This is a genomic window from Staphylococcus sp. FSL W8-0774 (assembly GCF_038006785.1).
Taxonomy (GTDB): domain Bacteria; phylum Bacillota; class Bacilli; order Staphylococcales; family Staphylococcaceae; genus Staphylococcus; species Staphylococcus pasteuri.
In genome coordinates this window covers 1,865,318-1,883,419 of record NZ_JBBOVW010000001.1, presented here as the reverse complement: position 1 = coordinate 1,883,419, position 18,102 = coordinate 1,865,318, and the positions used below count along the sequence as shown (strand labels likewise).

21 protein-coding genes are annotated in these 18,102 nt (G+C 31.8%); 10 read left to right on the top strand and 11 right to left on the bottom strand.

The genetic code is table 11. The features are described from left to right. Positions 1–47: 47 nt before the first annotated feature. Positions 48–290: a NifU family protein gene (locus NSQ15_RS09115; RefSeq protein WP_002433501.1), complete on the bottom strand. Its 243-nt coding sequence runs from the start codon at positions 288–290 to the stop codon at positions 48–50. A 99-nt stretch (positions 291–389) separates the two neighbouring features. On the opposite strand from NSQ15_RS09115, the gene NSQ15_RS09110 reads away from it, so the two are divergent. After that, complete coding sequence (locus tag NSQ15_RS09110; RefSeq protein WP_046466500.1) at positions 390–704, top strand: YuzD family protein; 315 nt, start codon at positions 390–392, stop codon at positions 702–704. Between the two features lie 214 nt (positions 705–918). Here NSQ15_RS09110 and NSQ15_RS09105 read toward each other — a convergent pair whose 3' ends face one another. Further along, positions 919–1,983, bottom strand: coding sequence for an NAD(P)/FAD-dependent oxidoreductase (locus NSQ15_RS09105; protein ID WP_070452342.1), 1,065 nt, complete (start codon positions 1,981–1,983; stop codon positions 919–921). A gap of 325 nt (positions 1,984–2,308) precedes the next feature. On the opposite strand from NSQ15_RS09105, the gene NSQ15_RS09100 reads away from it, so the two are divergent. The 6 genes from NSQ15_RS09100 (at position 2,309) to NSQ15_RS09075 (ending at position 7,928) form a co-directional block, all read left to right on the top strand. Continuing rightward, entirely contained in the window at positions 2,309–2,554 is a 246-nt protein-coding gene (locus tag NSQ15_RS09100) for a YuzB family protein (protein ID WP_017637446.1), read from the top strand. Positions 2,555–2,566: 12 nt separating this feature from the next. Beyond that, positions 2,567–2,926 (top strand): HesB/IscA family protein, encoded by a 360-nt coding sequence (locus tag NSQ15_RS09095; protein ID WP_017637445.1) that lies wholly within the window; start codon positions 2,567–2,569, stop codon positions 2,924–2,926. Positions 2,927–3,187: 261 nt separating this feature from the next. Beyond that, positions 3,188–4,396 carry an NAD(P)/FAD-dependent oxidoreductase gene (locus NSQ15_RS09090; protein ID WP_017637444.1) on the top strand — a complete coding sequence of 403 codons (1,209 nt, stop codon included), beginning with the start codon at positions 3,188–3,190 and terminating at the stop codon, positions 4,394–4,396. Between the two features lie 182 nt (positions 4,397–4,578). Beyond that, entirely contained in the window at positions 4,579–6,063 is a 1,485-nt protein-coding gene (locus NSQ15_RS09085; RefSeq protein ID WP_070452339.1) for a M17 family metallopeptidase, read from the top strand. A 152-nt stretch (positions 6,064–6,215) separates the two neighbouring features. Continuing rightward, a complete protein-coding gene (locus NSQ15_RS09080; protein ID WP_029055597.1) occupies positions 6,216–7,532 on the top strand; it encodes a Na+/H+ antiporter family protein in 1,317 nt (438 codons plus the stop codon). Between the two features lie 21 nt (positions 7,533–7,553). After that, entirely contained in the window at positions 7,554–7,928 is a 375-nt protein-coding gene (locus NSQ15_RS09075; RefSeq protein ID WP_017637441.1) for a PaaI family thioesterase, read from the top strand. Positions 7,929–8,009: 81 nt separating this feature from the next. Here NSQ15_RS09075 and NSQ15_RS09070 read toward each other — a convergent pair whose 3' ends face one another. Then, a complete protein-coding gene (locus tag NSQ15_RS09070) occupies positions 8,010–9,167 on the bottom strand; it encodes an NAD(P)-binding domain-containing protein (RefSeq protein WP_340747114.1) in 1,158 nt (385 codons plus the stop codon). Between the two features lie 218 nt (positions 9,168–9,385). On the opposite strand from NSQ15_RS09070, the gene bioB reads away from it, so the two are divergent. Next, complete coding sequence (gene bioB / locus NSQ15_RS09065; RefSeq protein ID WP_017637439.1) at positions 9,386–10,369, top strand: biotin synthase BioB; 984 nt, start codon at positions 9,386–9,388, stop codon at positions 10,367–10,369. 71 nt (positions 10,370–10,440) lie between these two features. Here bioB and mnhG1 read toward each other — a convergent pair whose 3' ends face one another. The 8 genes from mnhG1 to kapB form a co-directional block, all read right to left on the bottom strand. Continuing rightward, positions 10,441–10,797, bottom strand: coding sequence for a Na+/H+ antiporter Mnh1 subunit G (gene mnhG1, locus NSQ15_RS09060; RefSeq protein ID WP_017637438.1), 357 nt, complete (start codon positions 10,795–10,797; stop codon positions 10,441–10,443). Further along, complete coding sequence (gene mnhF1, locus NSQ15_RS09055; RefSeq protein ID WP_070452330.1) at positions 10,775–11,068, bottom strand: Na+/H+ antiporter Mnh1 subunit F; 294 nt, start codon at positions 11,066–11,068, stop codon at positions 10,775–10,777. Before mnhF1 ends, mnhG1 begins: the two co-directional genes overlap by 23 nt. Beyond that, positions 11,065–11,547, bottom strand: coding sequence for a Na+/H+ antiporter subunit E (gene mnhE1 / locus NSQ15_RS09050; protein ID WP_217193806.1), 483 nt, complete (start codon positions 11,545–11,547; stop codon positions 11,065–11,067). The genes mnhF1 and mnhE1 overlap by 4 nt, the downstream gene beginning before the upstream one ends. A 2-nt stretch (positions 11,548–11,549) precedes the next feature. Continuing rightward, positions 11,550–13,046, bottom strand: a complete 1,497-nt coding sequence (gene mnhD1, locus NSQ15_RS09045) for a Na+/H+ antiporter Mnh1 subunit D (protein ID WP_124760746.1) — start codon at positions 13,044–13,046, stop codon at positions 11,550–11,552. Continuing rightward, positions 13,033–13,380: a Na+/H+ antiporter Mnh1 subunit C gene (gene mnhC1 / locus NSQ15_RS09040; RefSeq protein WP_017637434.1), complete on the bottom strand. Its 348-nt coding sequence runs from the start codon at positions 13,378–13,380 to the stop codon at positions 13,033–13,035. The genes mnhD1 and mnhC1 overlap by 14 nt, the downstream gene beginning before the upstream one ends. Further along, the gene (gene mnhB1 / locus NSQ15_RS09035; RefSeq protein WP_017637433.1) at positions 13,380–13,808 is read right to left on the bottom strand and encodes a Na+/H+ antiporter Mnh1 subunit B; all 429 of its coding nucleotides are present in this window, start codon (positions 13,806–13,808) and stop codon (positions 13,380–13,382) included. Before mnhB1 ends, mnhC1 begins: the two co-directional genes overlap by 1 nt. Continuing rightward, complete coding sequence (locus NSQ15_RS09030) at positions 13,789–16,212, bottom strand: Na+/H+ antiporter subunit A (protein WP_070452325.1); 2,424 nt, start codon at positions 16,210–16,212, stop codon at positions 13,789–13,791. Before NSQ15_RS09030 ends, mnhB1 begins: the two co-directional genes overlap by 20 nt. A 127-nt stretch (positions 16,213–16,339) precedes the next feature. Further along, a complete protein-coding gene (gene kapB, locus NSQ15_RS09025; RefSeq protein WP_029055592.1) occupies positions 16,340–16,720 on the bottom strand; it encodes a sporulation phosphorelay system protein KapB in 381 nt (126 codons plus the stop codon). A 65-nt stretch (positions 16,721–16,785) separates the two neighbouring features. On the opposite strand from kapB, the gene NSQ15_RS09020 reads away from it, so the two are divergent. Further along, positions 16,786–17,379 (top strand): peptidylprolyl isomerase, encoded by a 594-nt coding sequence (locus tag NSQ15_RS09020; RefSeq protein WP_017637430.1) that lies wholly within the window; start codon positions 16,786–16,788, stop codon positions 17,377–17,379. Positions 17,380–17,692: 313 nt separating this feature from the next. Next, complete coding sequence (gene ygs, locus NSQ15_RS09015) at positions 17,693–18,073, top strand: S1 domain-containing post-transcriptional regulator Ygs (protein ID WP_017637429.1); 381 nt, start codon at positions 17,693–17,695, stop codon at positions 18,071–18,073. Positions 18,074–18,102: the final 29 nt, after the last annotated feature.

The window sequence follows — 18,102 nt, the reverse complement described above, 5'->3', positions numbered from 1 at the left end:
GATTTTCATAATTTGTAAAACAAAGTAAATAATTACTTGTAAACAAATTAGAATACTTGTTCAACTTCGATAACACCAGGTACTTCTTCGTGTAAAGCACGTTCAATACCAGCTTTTAAAGTAATTGTAGAACTTGGGCATGTACCACAAGCACCATGTAGTTGTAATTTAACAATTCCGTCTTCAACGTCAACTAATGTACAGTCGCCGCCATCACGTAATAAAAATGGACGTAAACGTTCTATAACTTCAGCTACTTGATCAAACATTGTCGCATTCTCAGTAGGCATGAGATATGTCTCCTTTCAAGTATATTATTTCATTATCATTATTAGTACATTATAATAGATTAAGAACGAAAAATCTATAAATCAAAACGAGGGATTTCAATGACTAAAATAAGTGTTGTTGTTTATGGGGCAGATATTGTATGTGCGAGTTGTGTTAATGCACCGACATCAAAAGATACATTCGATTGGTTACAACCATTACTTAAGCGAAAATTTCCACAACATCAATTTGAATTTACATATATCGATATTGAAAAAGATACAGAAAATTTAACAGATCATGATCAACAATTTATTGAACGTATTCAAGAAGATGAATTATTTTATCCATTAATTACTATGAACGATGAGTATGTGGCAGATGGATATATTCAAACGAAACAAATAACACAATTTGTGGAGCAACATTTTTAAATATTAAAATGTCTAATTTTTATCTATAGAAAAAGAGGGAGTGGGACAGAAATAACATTTTTCCAAAATTTATTTCGTTGTCCCACCCCGGCAAGGTTGACTAGAATTGAAAAAAGCTTGATACAAGTGCATTTTCAAATCAGTCAACTACTGCCAATATAAAATTTTAGCCTGAGACATTGATTTATGTCCCAGGCTGTCTTAATTTATATTTTTAACCATTATGATATTTATATAACCAAAGTACGCCTGATTTAAGGATGGAAGCAAGTCTACCTGTAACGGTACGATCCATGATATAAGCGAATCCTTGTTTATCACCAAGTGAACCTAAGAAGCCTTGAACTTTAAGTTCTGGCATTTTTTCAGGTAATGGCTCATTATTCCATTGTTTTTTCATGACATCAGCAATTTGTTCACCTTGTAACTCTGCTAATTGAGCACTTGGTGCATGCGGTAAATCTGCACAATCCCCAACTACATAAACGTTTTTGTATGTTGGAATTTGATGATACTGATTTAAAATAACACGACCATTATTGTTAATATCAATTGGTAAATTTCTAACAACTTCAACTGGTTGAATACCTGCTGTCCACACAACTAAATCTACATCTTCAGGAACACCATTATTATATATTTTACCTGGTTCAACTTTATCAATAACTGAGTTAGGTACAACTGTTACATTATGTTTAGAGAACCATTTTGCAATATAATTACTTAATTTTTCTGGGAAGTTTCTTAGGATTCGAGACCCTCTATCGTATAATAAAATTTCCAAATCAACACGGCTTTCCCTTAGCTCACTTGCTAACTCAATGCCGCTTAAACCAGCACCGACAATAGCAACTTTAGCCCCATTAGGTAATTCACTAATACTATGGAATGTTTCGCGAGCCTTTGATAGTGTCTGAATACTATGTGTGTATGTATCAGCACCTGGAACGTTGTGATATTTATCTTCACAACCTAAACCAATCACTAACTCATCATAATCGACTTTTGAATTACCTACTGAAATAATTTGTTCATCTAAATTAATCTCATTAATTTCCCCATAGACAGTATTCATTTTAGAATCTCCAGGAAATTCCATACGAACATCTTTGTCAGATTTTGTTCCAGCAGCTAGTGCATAAAATTCAGGTTTTAAGCCATGAAATGGCATACGATCGATTAATGTTAACCTATAACCATCTGGTAATGAATTAGGCAATATACGAGACATGATGCGCATATTACCGTAACCCCCACCTAATAAAACAATATTTTTCATTTTAGTATACCCCTTTATCCTAAAAATCTTGTTATAAATAAGTGTGCAATTGATTTAGAAAGACACTTATTTAATGTCATTTTATGCAATTATGCCCCTTAAAATGATGAAAAGAATAACCCCTTAACATCTTATTTATAAGACTATGTATTTATATGATTATTATATCGGTTTTTCAAATTGACTACAAACATATATCGAATGAAATTGAATATATTGTTTTATTTGTAAAAATTTCTATTTTTAACATTTTAAGCTCAAAGATAGTCATAACAACTGGTAGTTTGTTATAATATTATAACTATTATTTTAGAGAGGGTGTCGTATGTTTCCGTTAGTTGAATTCTGCATTTCCAATATGGCTAAAGGTGGGGATGTAGTTTATGAAAAATTAGAAAATGATCCTGATATAGATGTTTTAGAATATGGATGTTTACAAAACTGCGGTATATGTTCCGACGGCTTGTACGCACTTGTCGATGGTGATATTGTTGAAGGAGATACACCGGACGATTTGTTAAATAATATATATAAACATATAGAAGAAAATGATTTCACGAACTTATTATAGGAGGTTATGATTATGCAAACAGTTATATTAACTGAAGCAGCAGCTTATGAAGTTAAAGATATGTTACAAAGTAATGATATGCCCGATGGCTATTTAAAAATTAAAGTTAATGGTGGCGGATGTACGGGTTTAACATATGGCATGTCAGCAGAAGCTGAACCAGGCGAAAATGATGAAATATTAGAATTCTTTGGTTTAAAAGTGTTAGTAGATAAACATGATGCCCCAGTATTAAATGGTACGACAATCGATTTTAAGCAATCATTAATGGGCGGCGGTTTCCAAATTGATAATCCAAACGCTATTGCTTCATGCGGTTGTGGTAGTTCATTTAGAACAGCTAAAGTTGCAGGAAACCCGGAAGATTGTTAAAGCGATATACAGCAATTAATTTAATAAATTAAATTTTTCACAAAGTGCACTATTGTCGCTTGAAAATATTGTACAAAAGCTATAGAATTAAACTTGGATTTAATATTGTCTTTTCTGTGAACTTCACGAGAAATAGCTTGATGAAAAAGACGTAATAATTATTGTGTGTCGTAGTTTTAAAATGTGTTACTTATTTAAGTTTAATCATTTTTAGTTATGCTACACTAGAGTTAAAATATTATGAAAGCTTAGGTGAAAATAATGGCTCAAGAACGTAAAAAAGTATTAGTTTTAGGTGCAGGTTATGCAGGTTTACAAGCTGTTACTAAATTACAAAAAGAAGTTTCTGCAGAAGAAGCAGAAATTACTTTAATCAACAAAAATGATTATCACTACGAAGCAACTTGGTTACATGAAGCTTCAGCAGGTACAATTAATTATGAAGATTTATTATACCCAGTTGAAAGTGTATTGAAAAAAGACAAAGTTAACTTTGTAAAAGCAGAAGTTACTAAAATTGACCGTAATGCTAAAAAAGTAGAAACTGACAAAGGTATCTATGACTTCGACATTTTAGTTGTAGCATTAGGATTTGTTAGTGAAACATTTGGTATTGATGGTATGAAAGATTACGCTTTCCAAATCGAAAACGTTTTAACTACACGTCAATTATCTCGTCATATCGAAGATAAATTTGCTAATTATGCAGCTTCTAAAGAGAAAGATGAAAATGATTTATCAATCTTAGTTGGTGGTGCAGGATTCACTGGAATCGAATTCTTAGGTGAATTAACTGACAGAATCCCTGAATTATGTAGTAAATATGGTATCGATCAAAGCAAAGTTAAAGTAACTTGTGTTGAAGCGGCACCTAAAATGTTACCAATGTTCTCAGATGACTTAGTTAATCATGCAGTAAACTACTTAGAAAACCGTGGCGTTGAATTCAAAATCGCTACACCAATCGTTGCATGTAATGAAAAAGGATTTGTTGTTGAAATCAATGGTGAAAAACAACAATTAGAAGCAGGCACTTCAGTTTGGGCTGCAGGTGTACGTGGAAGCCACTTAATGGAAGAATCTTTCGAAGGCGTTAAACGTGGTCGTATTGTTACTAACCAAGATCTTACAATTGCAGGTCATGACGATATCTTTGTTATTGGTGACTGTTCTGCATTCGTTCCTGCTGGTGAAGAACGTCCATTACCAACAACAGCACAAATTGCAATGCAACAAGGTGAACATGTTGCTAAAAACATCAAACATATCTTAAATGGTGAAGCTAAAGAAGAATTTGAATATGTTGACCGTGGTACAGTATGTTCATTAGGTTCACATGACGGTGTAGGTATTGTTTACGGTAAAGATATTACTGGTAAAAAAGCAGCGTTCATGAAAAAAGTTATCGACACTCGTGCCGTATTCAAAATCGGTGGCATAGGTCTAGCATTCAAAAAAGGTAAATTCTAACTTTTTATAATAATGTAAGCCTCCTTACTTAATAGTTTGGAGGCTTTTTTGTATGCTTATTAAGAAAAGATGATTTGTAAGTAAAATACTCAATAGTCATTTCAATAATAATCATTTTTTATATTTTGAAATGATATAAAATGATTTATAAATGAATTAATATAAATAAGGAGGACGCACTTATGAAAATTCACGTTAATTCGACAGCGCACAACGATATACATAATATTATCGTTGGCATCCCTGAACATATAAATCAATTAGAAAATATAAATTATAATGGTCAATCATTAATTGAAGATTTACAAACATTAAAGCAAAATCATATTATCCAAGGTGGCATTGGAAAAATTGCGACTTCAATCATATATATTCAAGAACAACCTAAAAGATTAATAACAGTAGGCTTAGGTAATATCAAACAATTGAATTATGCGGATTTTTTAAAAATATGGGGAAATTTATTTCAATATTTAAAACAAGAATTTATTACTGAAGCGGAGTTAATATTATCATCATTTTTAAATAAGTATATTAATGACAGTATTATAGCTAAAACACTGGGATTACAAAGTGAACAATCTATTTATCAATTTGATAATTATAGATCTGATAAACGCTCACCATATCAACCTAATTTATATATAAGCGTAAATCAAAGACATGAAGACATAGAATCAATGATAAAAGAAGGTAAAATTTTAGGTGAATCAATTAATATAGCACGTGGCTTTAGCCAAATACCACCTAATATTTTAACTCCACAATATTTTGCCGAAAGTGTAGATAAGCTATTTAAAGATACGTCAGTTAGTGTTGAGATTAAAGATGGACAAACTATACAAGATGAAGGATTTGGATTATTACATGCAGTAGGAAAAGGTTCTATTCATAGTCCAAGACTCATTACGTTAAGTTATCAAGGTCGTCAAGATGATGCAGATCCAATCGCATTAGTTGGTAAAGGAATTACTTATGATTCCGGTGGTTATAGCATTAAAAGTAAAACAGGCATGCAAACAATGAAATACGATATGTGTGGTGCAGCTAATGTTGTTGCAATGATAAAGGTTGCTCATCAATTAGCACTTCCTATCAATATTATTGGTGTAATTGCTTCAGCTGAAAACATGATAAATGAAAAAGCTATGAAACCTGATGATGTATACACAGCGTTTAATGGTGAAACCGTTGAAGTTCTAAATACCGATGCAGAAGGGCGACTAGTATTGGGTGATGCTGTAGCCTTTGCTACCCAATTTAAGCCACAAGTTATATTAGATTTTGCAACATTAACAGGTGCAGCTATTGTAGCCTTAGGTGAAGATAAAGCTGCTGCATTTGAATCACATGCTTCTAATCAGCTACAAGAAATTTTAAAATTGGCTAAAAATGTTGATGAACAAGTATTTGAGCTGCCTATTACTCAAACTGAAAGACAATTAATAAAAAATAGCGACGTAGCTGATTTAGTTAATCATACGAATGGACAAGGAAAAGCTTTATTTGCAGCATCCTTTATTAGTCATTTTAGTGGATCAATTCCGCATATGCATTTTGATATCGCAGGACCAGCTACTATAAATAAAATGTCTTATAAAGGACCAAAGGGACCAACCGGTTATATGATTCCTACTATTATAGAATGGTTGAAAACAATGAATTAGTTTATTAAGGGAGGAGGTTTGAACCTCCTTTCTTGTTGTTAATTATAATATGCAATTGGTTTTATTTTTATATTGACTTTATATTATTGAATTGCTATGATATTATCCATAAACGCTTTAGTTCGATAGAGTGATAAAGGATGGTTTTGCTTATGGTAAATGCAGTAGTTATAGCTGTTATATTAATGATTATCTTATGCTTGTGTAGATTGAATGTCGTTATAAGTTTATTTATTAGTGCACTTGTTGGCGGCATACTGTCTGGTATGAGTGTTGAAAAAGTTATAAGTATATTTGGGAAGAATATTGTTGACGGTGCTGAAGTCGCATTGAGCTACTCATTATTAGGAGGATTTGCTGCATTAATTTCCTATAGTGGTATTACAGACTATTTAGTTGGAAAAATAATTAATGCAATTCACTCTGAAAATAGTCGACTTTCAAGAATTAAAGTAAAAATAATTATTATCGTTGCGTTACTAGCAATGAGTATTATGAGTCAGAATTTAATACCTGTACATATTGCATTTATTCCAATTGTTATCCCACCATTATTAAGTTTATTCAATGATTTAAATATTGATAGAAGAGTCATTGGTTTAGTCATTGGATTTGGATTATGTTGGCCTTATGTTTTAATACCTTATGGTTTTGGTCAAATATATCATCAAATTATTCAAAGTGGTTTTCAAAAAGCACACCATCCTATCGAGTTTAATATGATTTGGAAAGCGATGATAATTCCTTCAATGGGCTATATCGTTGGTTTAATTTTAGGTTTAATTGTTTACCGCAAACCAAGAAAATATGAAGAGCGAAATATTAATGATAGAGCAACCGTAACTGAAGTAAAACCATATATTTTAGTTGTTACTATCATTGCGATTTTAGCAACTTTTATTGTTCAAACATTAACAGATTCAATGATTTTTGGTGCTTTAGCAGGTGTTCTTGTATTCTTCATTTCACGTGCATATAGTTGGCACGAATTAGACGAACAATTTGTAGATGGTATCAAAATTATGGCATATATTGGTGTTGTAATATTGACGGCTAATGGTTTTGCTGGTGTCATGAATGCTACTGGAGATATAGATAACTTAGTAAAAAGTTTAACAAGTATTACAGGAGATCATAAATTACTAAGTATAGTAATTATGTATATTATAGGCTTAATCGTTACGCTAGGTATCGGTTCATCATTTGCGACGATACCAATTATTGCTTCATTATTTATTCCATTTGGTTCATCAATTGGTTTAGATACAATGGCTTTAATTGCATTGATAGGTACAGCTAGTGCATTAGGTGATTCAGGTTCACCAGCTAGTGATTCAACTTTAGGTCCAACAGCAGGACTTAATATGGATGGACAACATGACCATATTAGAGATACATGTATTCCAAACTTTTTATTCTATAATATACCATTGATTATTTTTGGTACGATAGCAGCCATGGTATTATAGTATAAAAAGAGGTGTTCTAAGTTGACCAATTTGTTAGAAACATTTGAAATGAATGTTGAAATTGAAGAAGAAGGCAAAGTAGTTATTTCAATGCCAGTTACAGATAAAGTGAAACAACCATTTGGATATTTACATGGCGGTGCGAGTTTGGCCCTAGGAGAAACTGCCTGTTCACTTGGAGCAGCGAATTTAATAGATACGACTCAGTATATTCCATTAGGTTTAGAAATGAATGCTAACCATGTCCATTCAGTAAAAGAAGGAAAGGTTATTGCAATAGCTACTATTATCCACCAAGGTAAATCAACACAAGTTTGGAATATTGAAATTAAAGATGAAAACGATAACCTAATTAGTATTATGAGAGGGACAATGGCAATTAAAGCTTTGAAGTAAAATATATCTCATAAATTTATAAATAATATATACCCCTATAGTTGAAATATAATTTCAATTATAGGGGTAATTTGTTGTTTATTAGGTTACTTTTTCTTTTAGTATGCGATTATATGCATGACAGATTCTTTCAGAAGATTGTCGACCGCCCATAATATTTCTACCAAAGGGACCAAGTTCTAAATCTGCTAGTCCACCAGCTACATATAAATTAGGTAACCATTCTAACTCATATGATATGTTAGGAAAACCACATTTTGTTAATGGAGCGTTCAATTGAGTAATTAAATCTTGGATAATAGGTTGATTCATGACAGTATTTTCAAATCCAGTAGCTAATAAAATATGGTCATAATAAATCGATTTGTGAGTTGTAATGATATGATGATCTTTAATATCTTTAATTTCATTTTTATGAAGAACTAAACGACCATTATTTACATGTTTTTTAATACGAAGATATAGTTCGTGAGGCATTGATCCTTTATGACGTTCTGCCTTAATAATTCTCATTCGTTCCTGTGAAGATTCGATATTTAAGAAATGTTTCATATTCTTAGGACCAAGCCAACCTGGGTCGGCGTCAAAATCATGAATTTCAATATCTTTATTTAACCATAAATGAATTGTTCTTTGATGATTAGTATTAATTAATTTAAGTGTCAAATGTGCGGCTGATATTCCGCTTCCCACGACATGAGAAGTTTGATTAATATTTATTTGCGATTCCGCTTCGTTGAAAATATGCTGGACATCGGGTTGTTGCTGAAACATAGGTGGAATATTCGCGCGATGGTTACAACCATGTGCAATAATTAAAAATTCTGTTTGAATGGTTTGACCGTTTGCCAATTCTAACTGCCATTGATGTTGCTTTCGATTTATATGTTTAACAAATCCTTGTATGTGACTCTCATTTAAATGATATTGATGGATAAGTTCATGAGTATGATGCATAAACATATCACGCTGTGGTCGTTTATAAGGACCGTATGTAGCACCTGTATATTGATTAAATTTAGCATATTGTTTTAAATGAAATGGCTCAGGGTGAATATGATGTACAAATGGAGATCTTAAAAATGGCATACTAATACGTTGAGTATAAGTATTAAATTGTTCACATAATGAAGGATAAGGGTCTATTATTGTCAATTCGTTAGATGATAAGCCGGCTTGTCTTAGTTTTAAAGCTATTGTTGTACCTTGAATGCCACCACCAATAATTGTCCAGTGCATGTTATCAACTCGCTTTCTAATTTATTATATAAGACGTAATTATTACGATTTAAAAATTATAGCACACTTCTACTTCTAATACAATTTCATGACAATAATAATCCATAGCTATAATGTAAACTTTTAAAATAAATTAGTTTACATTATAATAGAATAGTATTTAGATTCTCATATATACATAAAGAAGATTTATTTTATGATAATAGGGGGAAAATTGAATGAAATTATCAGAAAGAGTTATGAAAGAAGACAATTTTACTAAAAAAGAATGGCTAAGTATCTTCGAAAGCGACAGAATAGATACATTGGAGTTATTACATGAAGCATATATCGTTAGAAAACATTACTATGGTAAAAAAGTAAAATTAAATATGATACTTAATGCTAAAAGTGGTATATGTCCTGAAGATTGTGGTTATTGTGGGCAATCTAGAGAAATGAAACAAAAGCAAAGATATGGTTTAGTTGATAAGGAGAAAATAAAAGCAGGGGCAAAAGTGGCTTATGAAAATCAGATAGGAACGTATTGTATTGTTATGAGTGGTAGAGGTCCTAGTGATAAAGAAGTTAAACATATTTGTGATACCGTACAAGAAATTAAAACTATACATCCACAACTTAAAATATGTGCATGCTTAGGTTTAACCAATGAAGAGCAAGCTTCACAATTAAAAGAAGCAGGCGTAGACCGCTATAATCACAATATTAATACAAGTGAACGTTATCATGATAACGTGGTAACTACACATACATATGAAGATCGAGTTAATACTATTGAGGTTATGAAAGCAAACCAGATTTCACCTTGTTCTGGAGTTATATGCGGTATGGGTGAAACGAATGAGGATATTATAGATATGGCTTTAGCACTCAAAGCGATTGATGCAGATAGTATTCCCATAAATTTTTTACATCCAATAAAGGGAACTAAATTTGGAAATATGGACGAATTAACACCAATGAAATGTTTGCGTATCATTTCAATGTTTAGATTAATTAATCCAACTAAAGAAATACGAATTGCAGGTGGAAGAGAAGTTAACTTACGTTCATTACAGCCATTAGCGTTACAAGCTGCTAATTCTATATTTGTAGGTGATTACTTAATAACAGGTGGTCAACCTAATCAATTAGATTATGATATGTTAAAGGATTTAGGATTCGATATAGATGTAGTGAATGATAAAGTTACCCAAATCTAGAATAGTATCAATGATTATTAAAAAGACCAATCGAAGTATGATTTTATCGATTGGTCCTTTTCAAATAATATTTATAATTTTTTATCTTTTAAATCTTCTTTAATTTCGTCAACTTTAGTATTTTTACTATAAGGTGTATTTGTATTATAAGCTGCTTTCATTATCATGTGACTTGATAGGGGGCCAGTAATTAAGACGAAGATAATACCAATGATTAATTGCATGTTTGTATAACCTTCAGTACCAATAAAATATAAAAATGCTCCCATTAATAAACTCATTGCTCCCAATGTAGCGGCTTTACCAGCAGCGTGTGCACGAGAATAGATATCTTCAAGTCTTAATAAACCAATAGCAGCTACAGCACTGATGATTGCTCCAATAATGATTAAGATAAGAGAAATACTAATGACTATCGTTTCTATCATGTTCTATCACCTTACCTTTATCCATGAATTTTGAGAAAACGGCTGTACCTAAGAAGGCTAAAATACCTACTAATAAAATAACTACAATCATATATTTAATATTCATTAAAATACTGAAGAGTGCAATAACGGCCATTAGTTGTAGGCCCAAGGCATCTAATGCAACTACTCTATCTGCTAGAGAGGGTCCTAAAATAACTCTAACTAGCATAGCCAACATAGATAAAACGACTATGATTAATGCAATAATAATTATTGTTTTAATTGTCATTGTTCTTCGCCCACCTCTCTAACAACTTTTTCTAAAGAAGATTTTATTCCTTCAATTTCTTCTTCGGTTGTACTAAAGTCAATAGCATGTATATAGATTTTGGTACGATCATCACTAACACCAAGAACTACAGTCCCAGGTGTTAATGTAATTAAATTGGAAAGTAACACTATTTGCCAGTCTGTCTTCAAATCTGTTGGATATACAAAGAATCCCGGCTTATTAGTGATTTGTGGCTTTAAGATGATTTTTAAGACATCTAGATTAGCTTTTATTAATTCTAATAAGAAAATAAAGACTAATCGAATCATTCTATATATACGAATTAAGTAAAACTTTCCTGGCATTACGCGATGAAGGAGATAAACCAATATGAGACCAAATAAATAACCTAATACGAAATTGTTTAATGTATAGCTATCTGAAATGAGTAACCACACAATTGAAACTAATAAATTAACAACAATTTGGACTGCCATCATTATTTACCTCCCAATACACTATTAATATATACGCTTGGATCATAGAATGTTTCTGCGCCATCTTTAATAATTGGGTATAGGACATCCGCTGATAATCCAAATAATACAGTAATGGCAACAGCAATCACTGAAACAGTAATTAAACCATAACTATTTACTTTAGTTGATATATCATATCCTTTAGGTGTTCCGAAGAATCCTTTTAAGAAGATTCTTATAACAGAATATAAAACTACTAAACTAGAGATTAATACTACGATACCTGTTAAATAAAATCCTTTTTCAAATGTAGCTTTTACGATATACAATTTACCGTAAAAACCACTAAGTGGCGGTATACCTGCCAAACTTAACGAAGCTATAAAGAATGTCCACCCAAGAACAGGATATCGTTTAATTAGTCCACCAAATTGACGTAAATCCGTAGTTTTTGTAATTTTATACATGACACCTATTAAGAAGAAAAGGGATGTTTTAACTAACATATCATGAATAGTGTAGTAAATAGCACCAATCATGCCCGTTTCATTCATCATAGCAACACCGACTAAAATAACGCCTACTGCAATCATGATATTATATAAAATGATTTTTTTCGTATCATAGTAGGATACTGCGCCAACACAACCAAAAATAATTGTTAATAACGCTAAGAATAATATGACATAGTTAGAAAAACCTACTGAACTATTAAAGAATAAACTTAATGTTCTGGCAATGGCATATACGCCTACTTTTGTAAGTAAAGCACCAAAGAATGCCATAATAGCAAACGGTGGTGCATAGTAAGCACCAGGTAACCATACATACATTGGGAAGACGCCAGCTTTAGTAGCAAAGACGAAAATGAATAGTATAAATACAATATTTACTAAGCCACTTTCATGTGCTGATAATTCATTCAAACGTTGACTGATGTGTGCCAAGTTTAAAGTTCCGACAACGGAATATAAAATAGCGACACCCATAACAAAGAATGATGAAGAAACAACATTAACTAATACATATTTAATCGTTTCTTGTAGTTGTATTTTTGTAGTGCCAATAACTAAAAGGCAATATGAAGACATTAAGAATACTTCAAAAAATACAAATAAGTTAAATATATCTCCTGTTGTAAAGGCACCAATAATACCTATAAGCATGAACATTACAGAGAAATAATAATAGAATCTTTCTCGGTCAACACCAATCGAATTATAAGAATATAGAATGATGAGTGCAGTAATAATAATACTTGTAATGATTAGTAATGCACTAAAAGTATCTAATACAAATACAATACTGTAAGGTGCTTTCCATGAGCCTAATTCCAATTTAATAGGTCCATTTTTAAATACATTATACAAATTAATAATAGATATAACTAAAGTAATCATTGTACCTGCTAAAGCGACATAACGTTTTATATATGTTCGTTTTCCAATAAAGACGAGTAATATTGCCGTTAGAATAGGTACAACTAAAGTAAGGGCTAGCATATTACTCTCTGACATCTTCTGGAACTCCTTTCATACTTTCCACGTTATCAGTACCTAACTCTTTGTATGTTCTAAAGGCTAGTACTAAAAAGAAAGCCGTAGTAGCAAATGCGATAACGATAGCTGTTAATATAAGTGCTTGAGGGATTGGATCAACATAGCTATGAATTCCTTTTTCGTGGATAGGTGATGCGCCATGTTTTAATCCACCCATAGTAATTAGAAATAAATTTGCTGCGTGTGTTAGTAGCGTAGTTCCCATAATGATTCGTATCAAACTTTTAGATAAAACGAGATAGACGCTGATTGCTGTAAGTATGCCACTAACAAATATCATAATAATCTCCACTATTCGTTCTCTCCAATCGATAAAATAATAGTCATTACAGTTCCTACGACTGCACATAAAACACCAAAGTCAAAGAATACAGCGGTTGTCATATGCATTGGTTGTAACAATGGAAGCGGAATATCAAAAGTAACATGTGTGAAAAAGTTATTAGACATAAACCAACTAGCCATTGGTGTACCAACACAAAATAATAACCCAATACCTATAAGTATTTTAAAATCTATAGGGAAAATTTTTCGCATCGTTTTAATATCAAATGCGATAGTAATGATAACTAAGGCACTAGAAAATAATAAACCACCGACAAAGCCGCCACCAGGAGTGTAATGACCTGCAAGGAATAAAGAAAAACCAAACATCATAATCATGAAGAAAATAATGACAGCTGTATATTGAAACATTAAATCATTTTTCTGTCTGTTCATGACGTTTCACCTCACTCGTTTCTGTATGACGTTGATGCTTTTTGCGCAGTTTAATCATTGTATAAATGCCTAATCCTGCAATACCTAATACTGATGATTCAAATAACGTATCCATACCACGGAAATCGACTAATATGACATTGACCATATTCTTACCAGAAGCAAGATCATAGACATGGTCTTGATAGTAATGAGTAATAGATTCAAAGTGTCGGTTACCATATGCAATTAATCCTAAAATAATCACGACAAGTCCAATTCCTGCTGAGATTAATGCATTTGTTACTTTAAATGAACGTGTTTCGTTGTAACGGTTAAGATTAGGTAAGAAATAAAAACATAGTAAAAATAATGCAGTAGAAATTGATTCTACGACAAATTGTGTAAGGGCTAAGTCAGGTGCTTTAAAGAATATGAATAGCACAGATACTGAATAACCCACTGCACTTAACATAATAATGCTAAACAAACGAGATTTAGCAAATATAATTAAAAATGCTGCTATAACAAGTAAAGCGATAATTCCAACTTCAAAAATTCTAATATGACTAACATTTTTGAAATTAATAGTAAATGGCACGCTAAGTAATACAACAGTTGTTAATAATATTAATAAGCCAAAGATAATGACCAGATTATTTCTAGCAGAGCCAGTCACATAACTATTAGTCATATTTTTAGAATAAGTTGGGATATATTTTCCTAAACCGTCGTACCAATAATTAAAAGTAATTTGTTTAGGTTGTGCCTGTAATAATTTAATCCAATAAGCAAACGTTAAAATTAATAAAATTCCTACGATATAAATACAAATTGTAGTGATAAATGCTGGAGTTATACCATGGAATAAATGGAACTCAGCACTCACTTGAGAAGTTTGACTCATTGAAGCTGTTGCTGGTTCTATGATTGATTGTGTTAAAATTCCTGGGAATAAACCAAATACAATAACTAATATTGCTAATATAGCAGGCGAAATAAGCATTAATATCGATGCTTCATGAGCTTTATGAGGTAATTGATTTGGTTTATATTGTCCAAAGAATATATGCATAATAAATTTAATTGAATATACAAAAGTAAAGATACTACCAACAATAGCTAATATTGGAAAGATAATACCTATTGTATTTAAACTCATGGTATTTGCATGCGTTAATTCAATAACGGATTCAATGAATTTTTCTTTTGATAAAAAGCCATTGAATGGGGGTATGCCAGCCATACTTAAAGAAGTAATCACTGTAATTGTGAATGAAATTGGCATAATCGTTAATAAACCGCCTAATTTTCTAACATCACGAGTACCCGTACTATGGTCGACTGCACCAGTTATCATAAACAATGCACCTTTAAACGTCGCATGGTTAATTAAGTGAAATGCAGCTGCTGTGAAAGCCGCGATATATAATTGACTATCCTGACCTTCAAAGTGATAGCTAACAGCACCAATACCTAGCATAGACATAATCATTCCCAGTTGTGACACAGTAGAAAATGCTAAAATCCCTTTGAGATCTTGCTGTTTCGTAGCGTTTAATGATGCCCAAAACAAGGTAATTAATCCAACTAGAGTAACTGTCCAAATCCATCCTTGTGACACTGCGAAAATAGGAGTCATTCTAGCTATTAAATATAAACCAGCTTTTACCATCGTTGCAGAATGTAAATAAGCACTTACAGGTGTAGGTGCTTCCATTGCATCTGGTAACCATATGTAAAAGGGAACTTGTGCTGATTTAGTAAACGCACCAATTAGTACAAAAATCATTGCTAAGATAAAGAAAGGACTACTTTGTATATCAGCTACATGCTGAATAATATAACGAATACTTAGCGAATCTGCAGAAATAGAAAGTAAAATAATACCGCCTAGTAAACTTAGTCCTCCAAAAACAGTAATGATTAAAGACTTTTGAGCGCCATAAATGGAAGCTTGCTTGTCTCTCCAAAATGAAATAAGTAAAAAACTTGAAAACGAAGTTAACTCCCAGAATAAATATAAAACGATAAGGTTATCTGAAAGTACAACGCCTAACATTGCACCCATGAAAAGTAATAAATAACAGTAAAAATTCCCTAATTGTTCTGATTGGCTTAAATAACCAATGGAGTATAAGACAACTAAACTGCCGACACCTGTTATCAGTATACTAAATAATAATCCTAATCCATCTACATAAAGGTTAAAATTCATACCGACATGTGGCATCCACTTAAAAATTTTCATTACGGTATTACCTGACATAGTAGTCGTAATAAAAGTTAAGAAATATATAAATAAGACGACGGGGACAGGTAACACGAACCAACCTATGTGAATTCTTTTAAAGAATCTATATAAGATTGGGATAATGAGTGCAAATATTAACGGTAATAGTACCGCAATATGTAACAAACTCACTAAATTGTCCTCCTTTAAAAATGTTTATGATATTTATTATACATGAATCATATCATTCTGAAAAACGTGATACTGCTTGAAATCACTGTATTTCAATCGCTTTTAAATATGAAGAAACACGTCATTTTTAATAAAATTTTTGTTTGTATTGAATTGAATAATCATGTTTAAGTTGCTCTAAATTTTGCAATGAACGTTTCGCGTGGGCATCATTCTTTTCTTTAAGTTGTTCTTCTAAATTGGAAATGGCTTGTTGTAATGATTCCTCATATGACATTTTTTCAACATTAAAGTCACGTAATTGTGAACGCTTAGCATATCTCTTTTCAAAGTGACTTAATGCTCTACGTTCATGAAAGAATACATCTTCTGATTCATTTGGTGAATGTAAATCTCCCTGTTTAGGATGTTTGATCACTTGTTCGACTTGAACTAAGACTTGATCATCATCTTCCTCTTTTATGGAAACGCCATAACTTCCAGTCTTGTGAGAAAATCGATATAACATTCTATATTACTTCCTTTCAAATATGTTAATATATACATATATCATAACATGAATGGAGAATTTTAATGACGAACTATCCTCAGTTAAATAAAGAGATTCAAGAAGATGAAATTAAAATTGTAATGCATACTAATAAAGGTGATATGACATTTAAGTTATTCCCTAACATTGCACCTAAAACAGTTGAAAACTTTGTTACACATGCTAAAAATGGTTACTACAATGGTGTGACTTTCCACCGTGTCATCAATGACTTTATGGTACAAGGCGGTGACCCAACAGCAACTGGTATGGGTGGAGAAAGTATTTATGGCGGTGCATTCGAAGACGAGTTTTCATTAGAAGCATTTAACCTTTATGGTGCTTTATCAATGGCAAATGCTGGTCCAAATACAAATGGATCACAATTTTTCATTGTTCAAATGAAAGAAGTTCCTCAAAATATGTTAAGTCAACTAGCTGATGGTGGTTGGCCAGAACCTATCGTTAAAGCATATGGTGAAAATGGTGGAACACCATGGTTGGACCAAAAACATACAGTATTCGGACAAATTATTGAAGGGGAATCTACGTTAGAAGATATTGCTAACACTAAAGTAGGTCCACAAGATAAACCAGTTCACGATGTAGTTATTGAATCTATAGACGTTGAAGAATAAAAATTGATACGAGATACTTCTTATTGTTTTTTTGAAAAAGTCAAAAAGTATCGCGTGAGAATTAAATATAAATTAAAAATCACGATAGTAGGTTGATTACCTGTTATCGTGATTTTTTAATAGTTATTCTTAGGAGTTAAACGATATTAAAAATTCTGAGGGATAATTTGTTTTACTATGTGAAAAGCTATTGATTTATATTTTGTTATATTTATTGCAAAATAATTCAAAAAATTCAACGTTATAGTTAGTCCCTTAATTTGTTTTATGCTATGATAATAGTGTTAAGAAAACGAAATAAGGGGTTATCAAGTTGAATAATCACTATAAAGAAGGTCAACATATTAAGGTACGTGTGACTGGTATTCAACCGTATGGCGCATTTGTTGAGGCCCCTGACCATACTGAAGGACTTATCCATATTTCAGAAATCATGGATGATTATGTCCATAACTTGAAGAAATTTCTATCTGAGGGACAAGTAGTAAAAGCAAAGATTTTATCTATTGATAATGAAGGCAAACTTAACTTGTCACTTAAAGATAACGATTACTTTAAAAATTATGAACGTAAGAAAGAAAAACAGTCGGTGCTAGATGAGATAAAAGAAACAGAAAAGTATGGGTTTCAAACACTTGAAGAACGCTTACCGGTCTGGATCAAACGGTCTAAACGTACTATACGTCAAGATTAAATTGACGTAATTTAAATTCTTTATATTTC

Coding starts and splice junctions, on each gene's coding strand:
- NSQ15_RS09080 (WP_029055597.1), top strand. CDS start 6,216: ATGGTAAATGCAGTAGTTATAGCTGTTATATTAATGATTATCTTATGC.
- mnhD1 (WP_124760746.1), bottom strand. CDS start 13,046: ATGTCAGAGAGTAATATGCTAGCCCTTACTTTAGTTGTACCTATTCTA.
- NSQ15_RS09090 (WP_017637444.1), top strand. CDS start 3,188: ATGGCTCAAGAACGTAAAAAAGTATTAGTTTTAGGTGCAGGTTATGCA.
- NSQ15_RS09100 (WP_017637446.1), top strand. CDS start 2,309: ATGTTTCCGTTAGTTGAATTCTGCATTTCCAATATGGCTAAAGGTGGG.
- NSQ15_RS09085 (WP_070452339.1), top strand. CDS start 4,579: ATGAAAATTCACGTTAATTCGACAGCGCACAACGATATACATAATATT.
- mnhG1 (WP_017637438.1), bottom strand. CDS start 10,797: ATGATAGAAACGATAGTCATTAGTATTTCTCTTATCTTAATCATTATT.
- NSQ15_RS09095 (WP_017637445.1), top strand. CDS start 2,567: ATGCAAACAGTTATATTAACTGAAGCAGCAGCTTATGAAGTTAAAGAT.
- NSQ15_RS09110 (WP_046466500.1), top strand. CDS start 390: ATGACTAAAATAAGTGTTGTTGTTTATGGGGCAGATATTGTATGTGCG.
- NSQ15_RS09020 (WP_017637430.1), top strand. CDS start 16,786: ATGACGAACTATCCTCAGTTAAATAAAGAGATTCAAGAAGATGAAATT.
- NSQ15_RS09115 (WP_002433501.1), bottom strand. CDS start 290: ATGCCTACTGAGAATGCGACAATGTTTGATCAAGTAGCTGAAGTTATA.
- mnhB1 (WP_017637433.1), bottom strand. CDS start 13,808: ATGAACAGACAGAAAAATGATTTAATGTTTCAATATACAGCTGTCATT.
- kapB (WP_029055592.1), bottom strand. CDS start 16,720: ATGTTATATCGATTTTCTCACAAGACTGGAAGTTATGGCGTTTCCATA.
- bioB (WP_017637439.1), top strand. CDS start 9,386: ATGAAATTATCAGAAAGAGTTATGAAAGAAGACAATTTTACTAAAAAA.
- mnhE1 (WP_217193806.1), bottom strand. CDS start 11,547: ATGGCAGTCCAAATTGTTGTTAATTTATTAGTTTCAATTGTGTGGTTA.
- NSQ15_RS09105 (WP_070452342.1), bottom strand. CDS start 1,983: ATGAAAAATATTGTTTTATTAGGTGGGGGTTACGGTAATATGCGCATC.
- mnhF1 (WP_070452330.1), bottom strand. CDS start 11,068: ATGACAATTAAAACAATAATTATTATTGCATTAATCATAGTCGTTTTA.
- NSQ15_RS09070 (WP_340747114.1), bottom strand. CDS start 9,167: ATGCACTGGACAATTATTGGTGGTGGCATTCAAGGTACAACAATAGCT.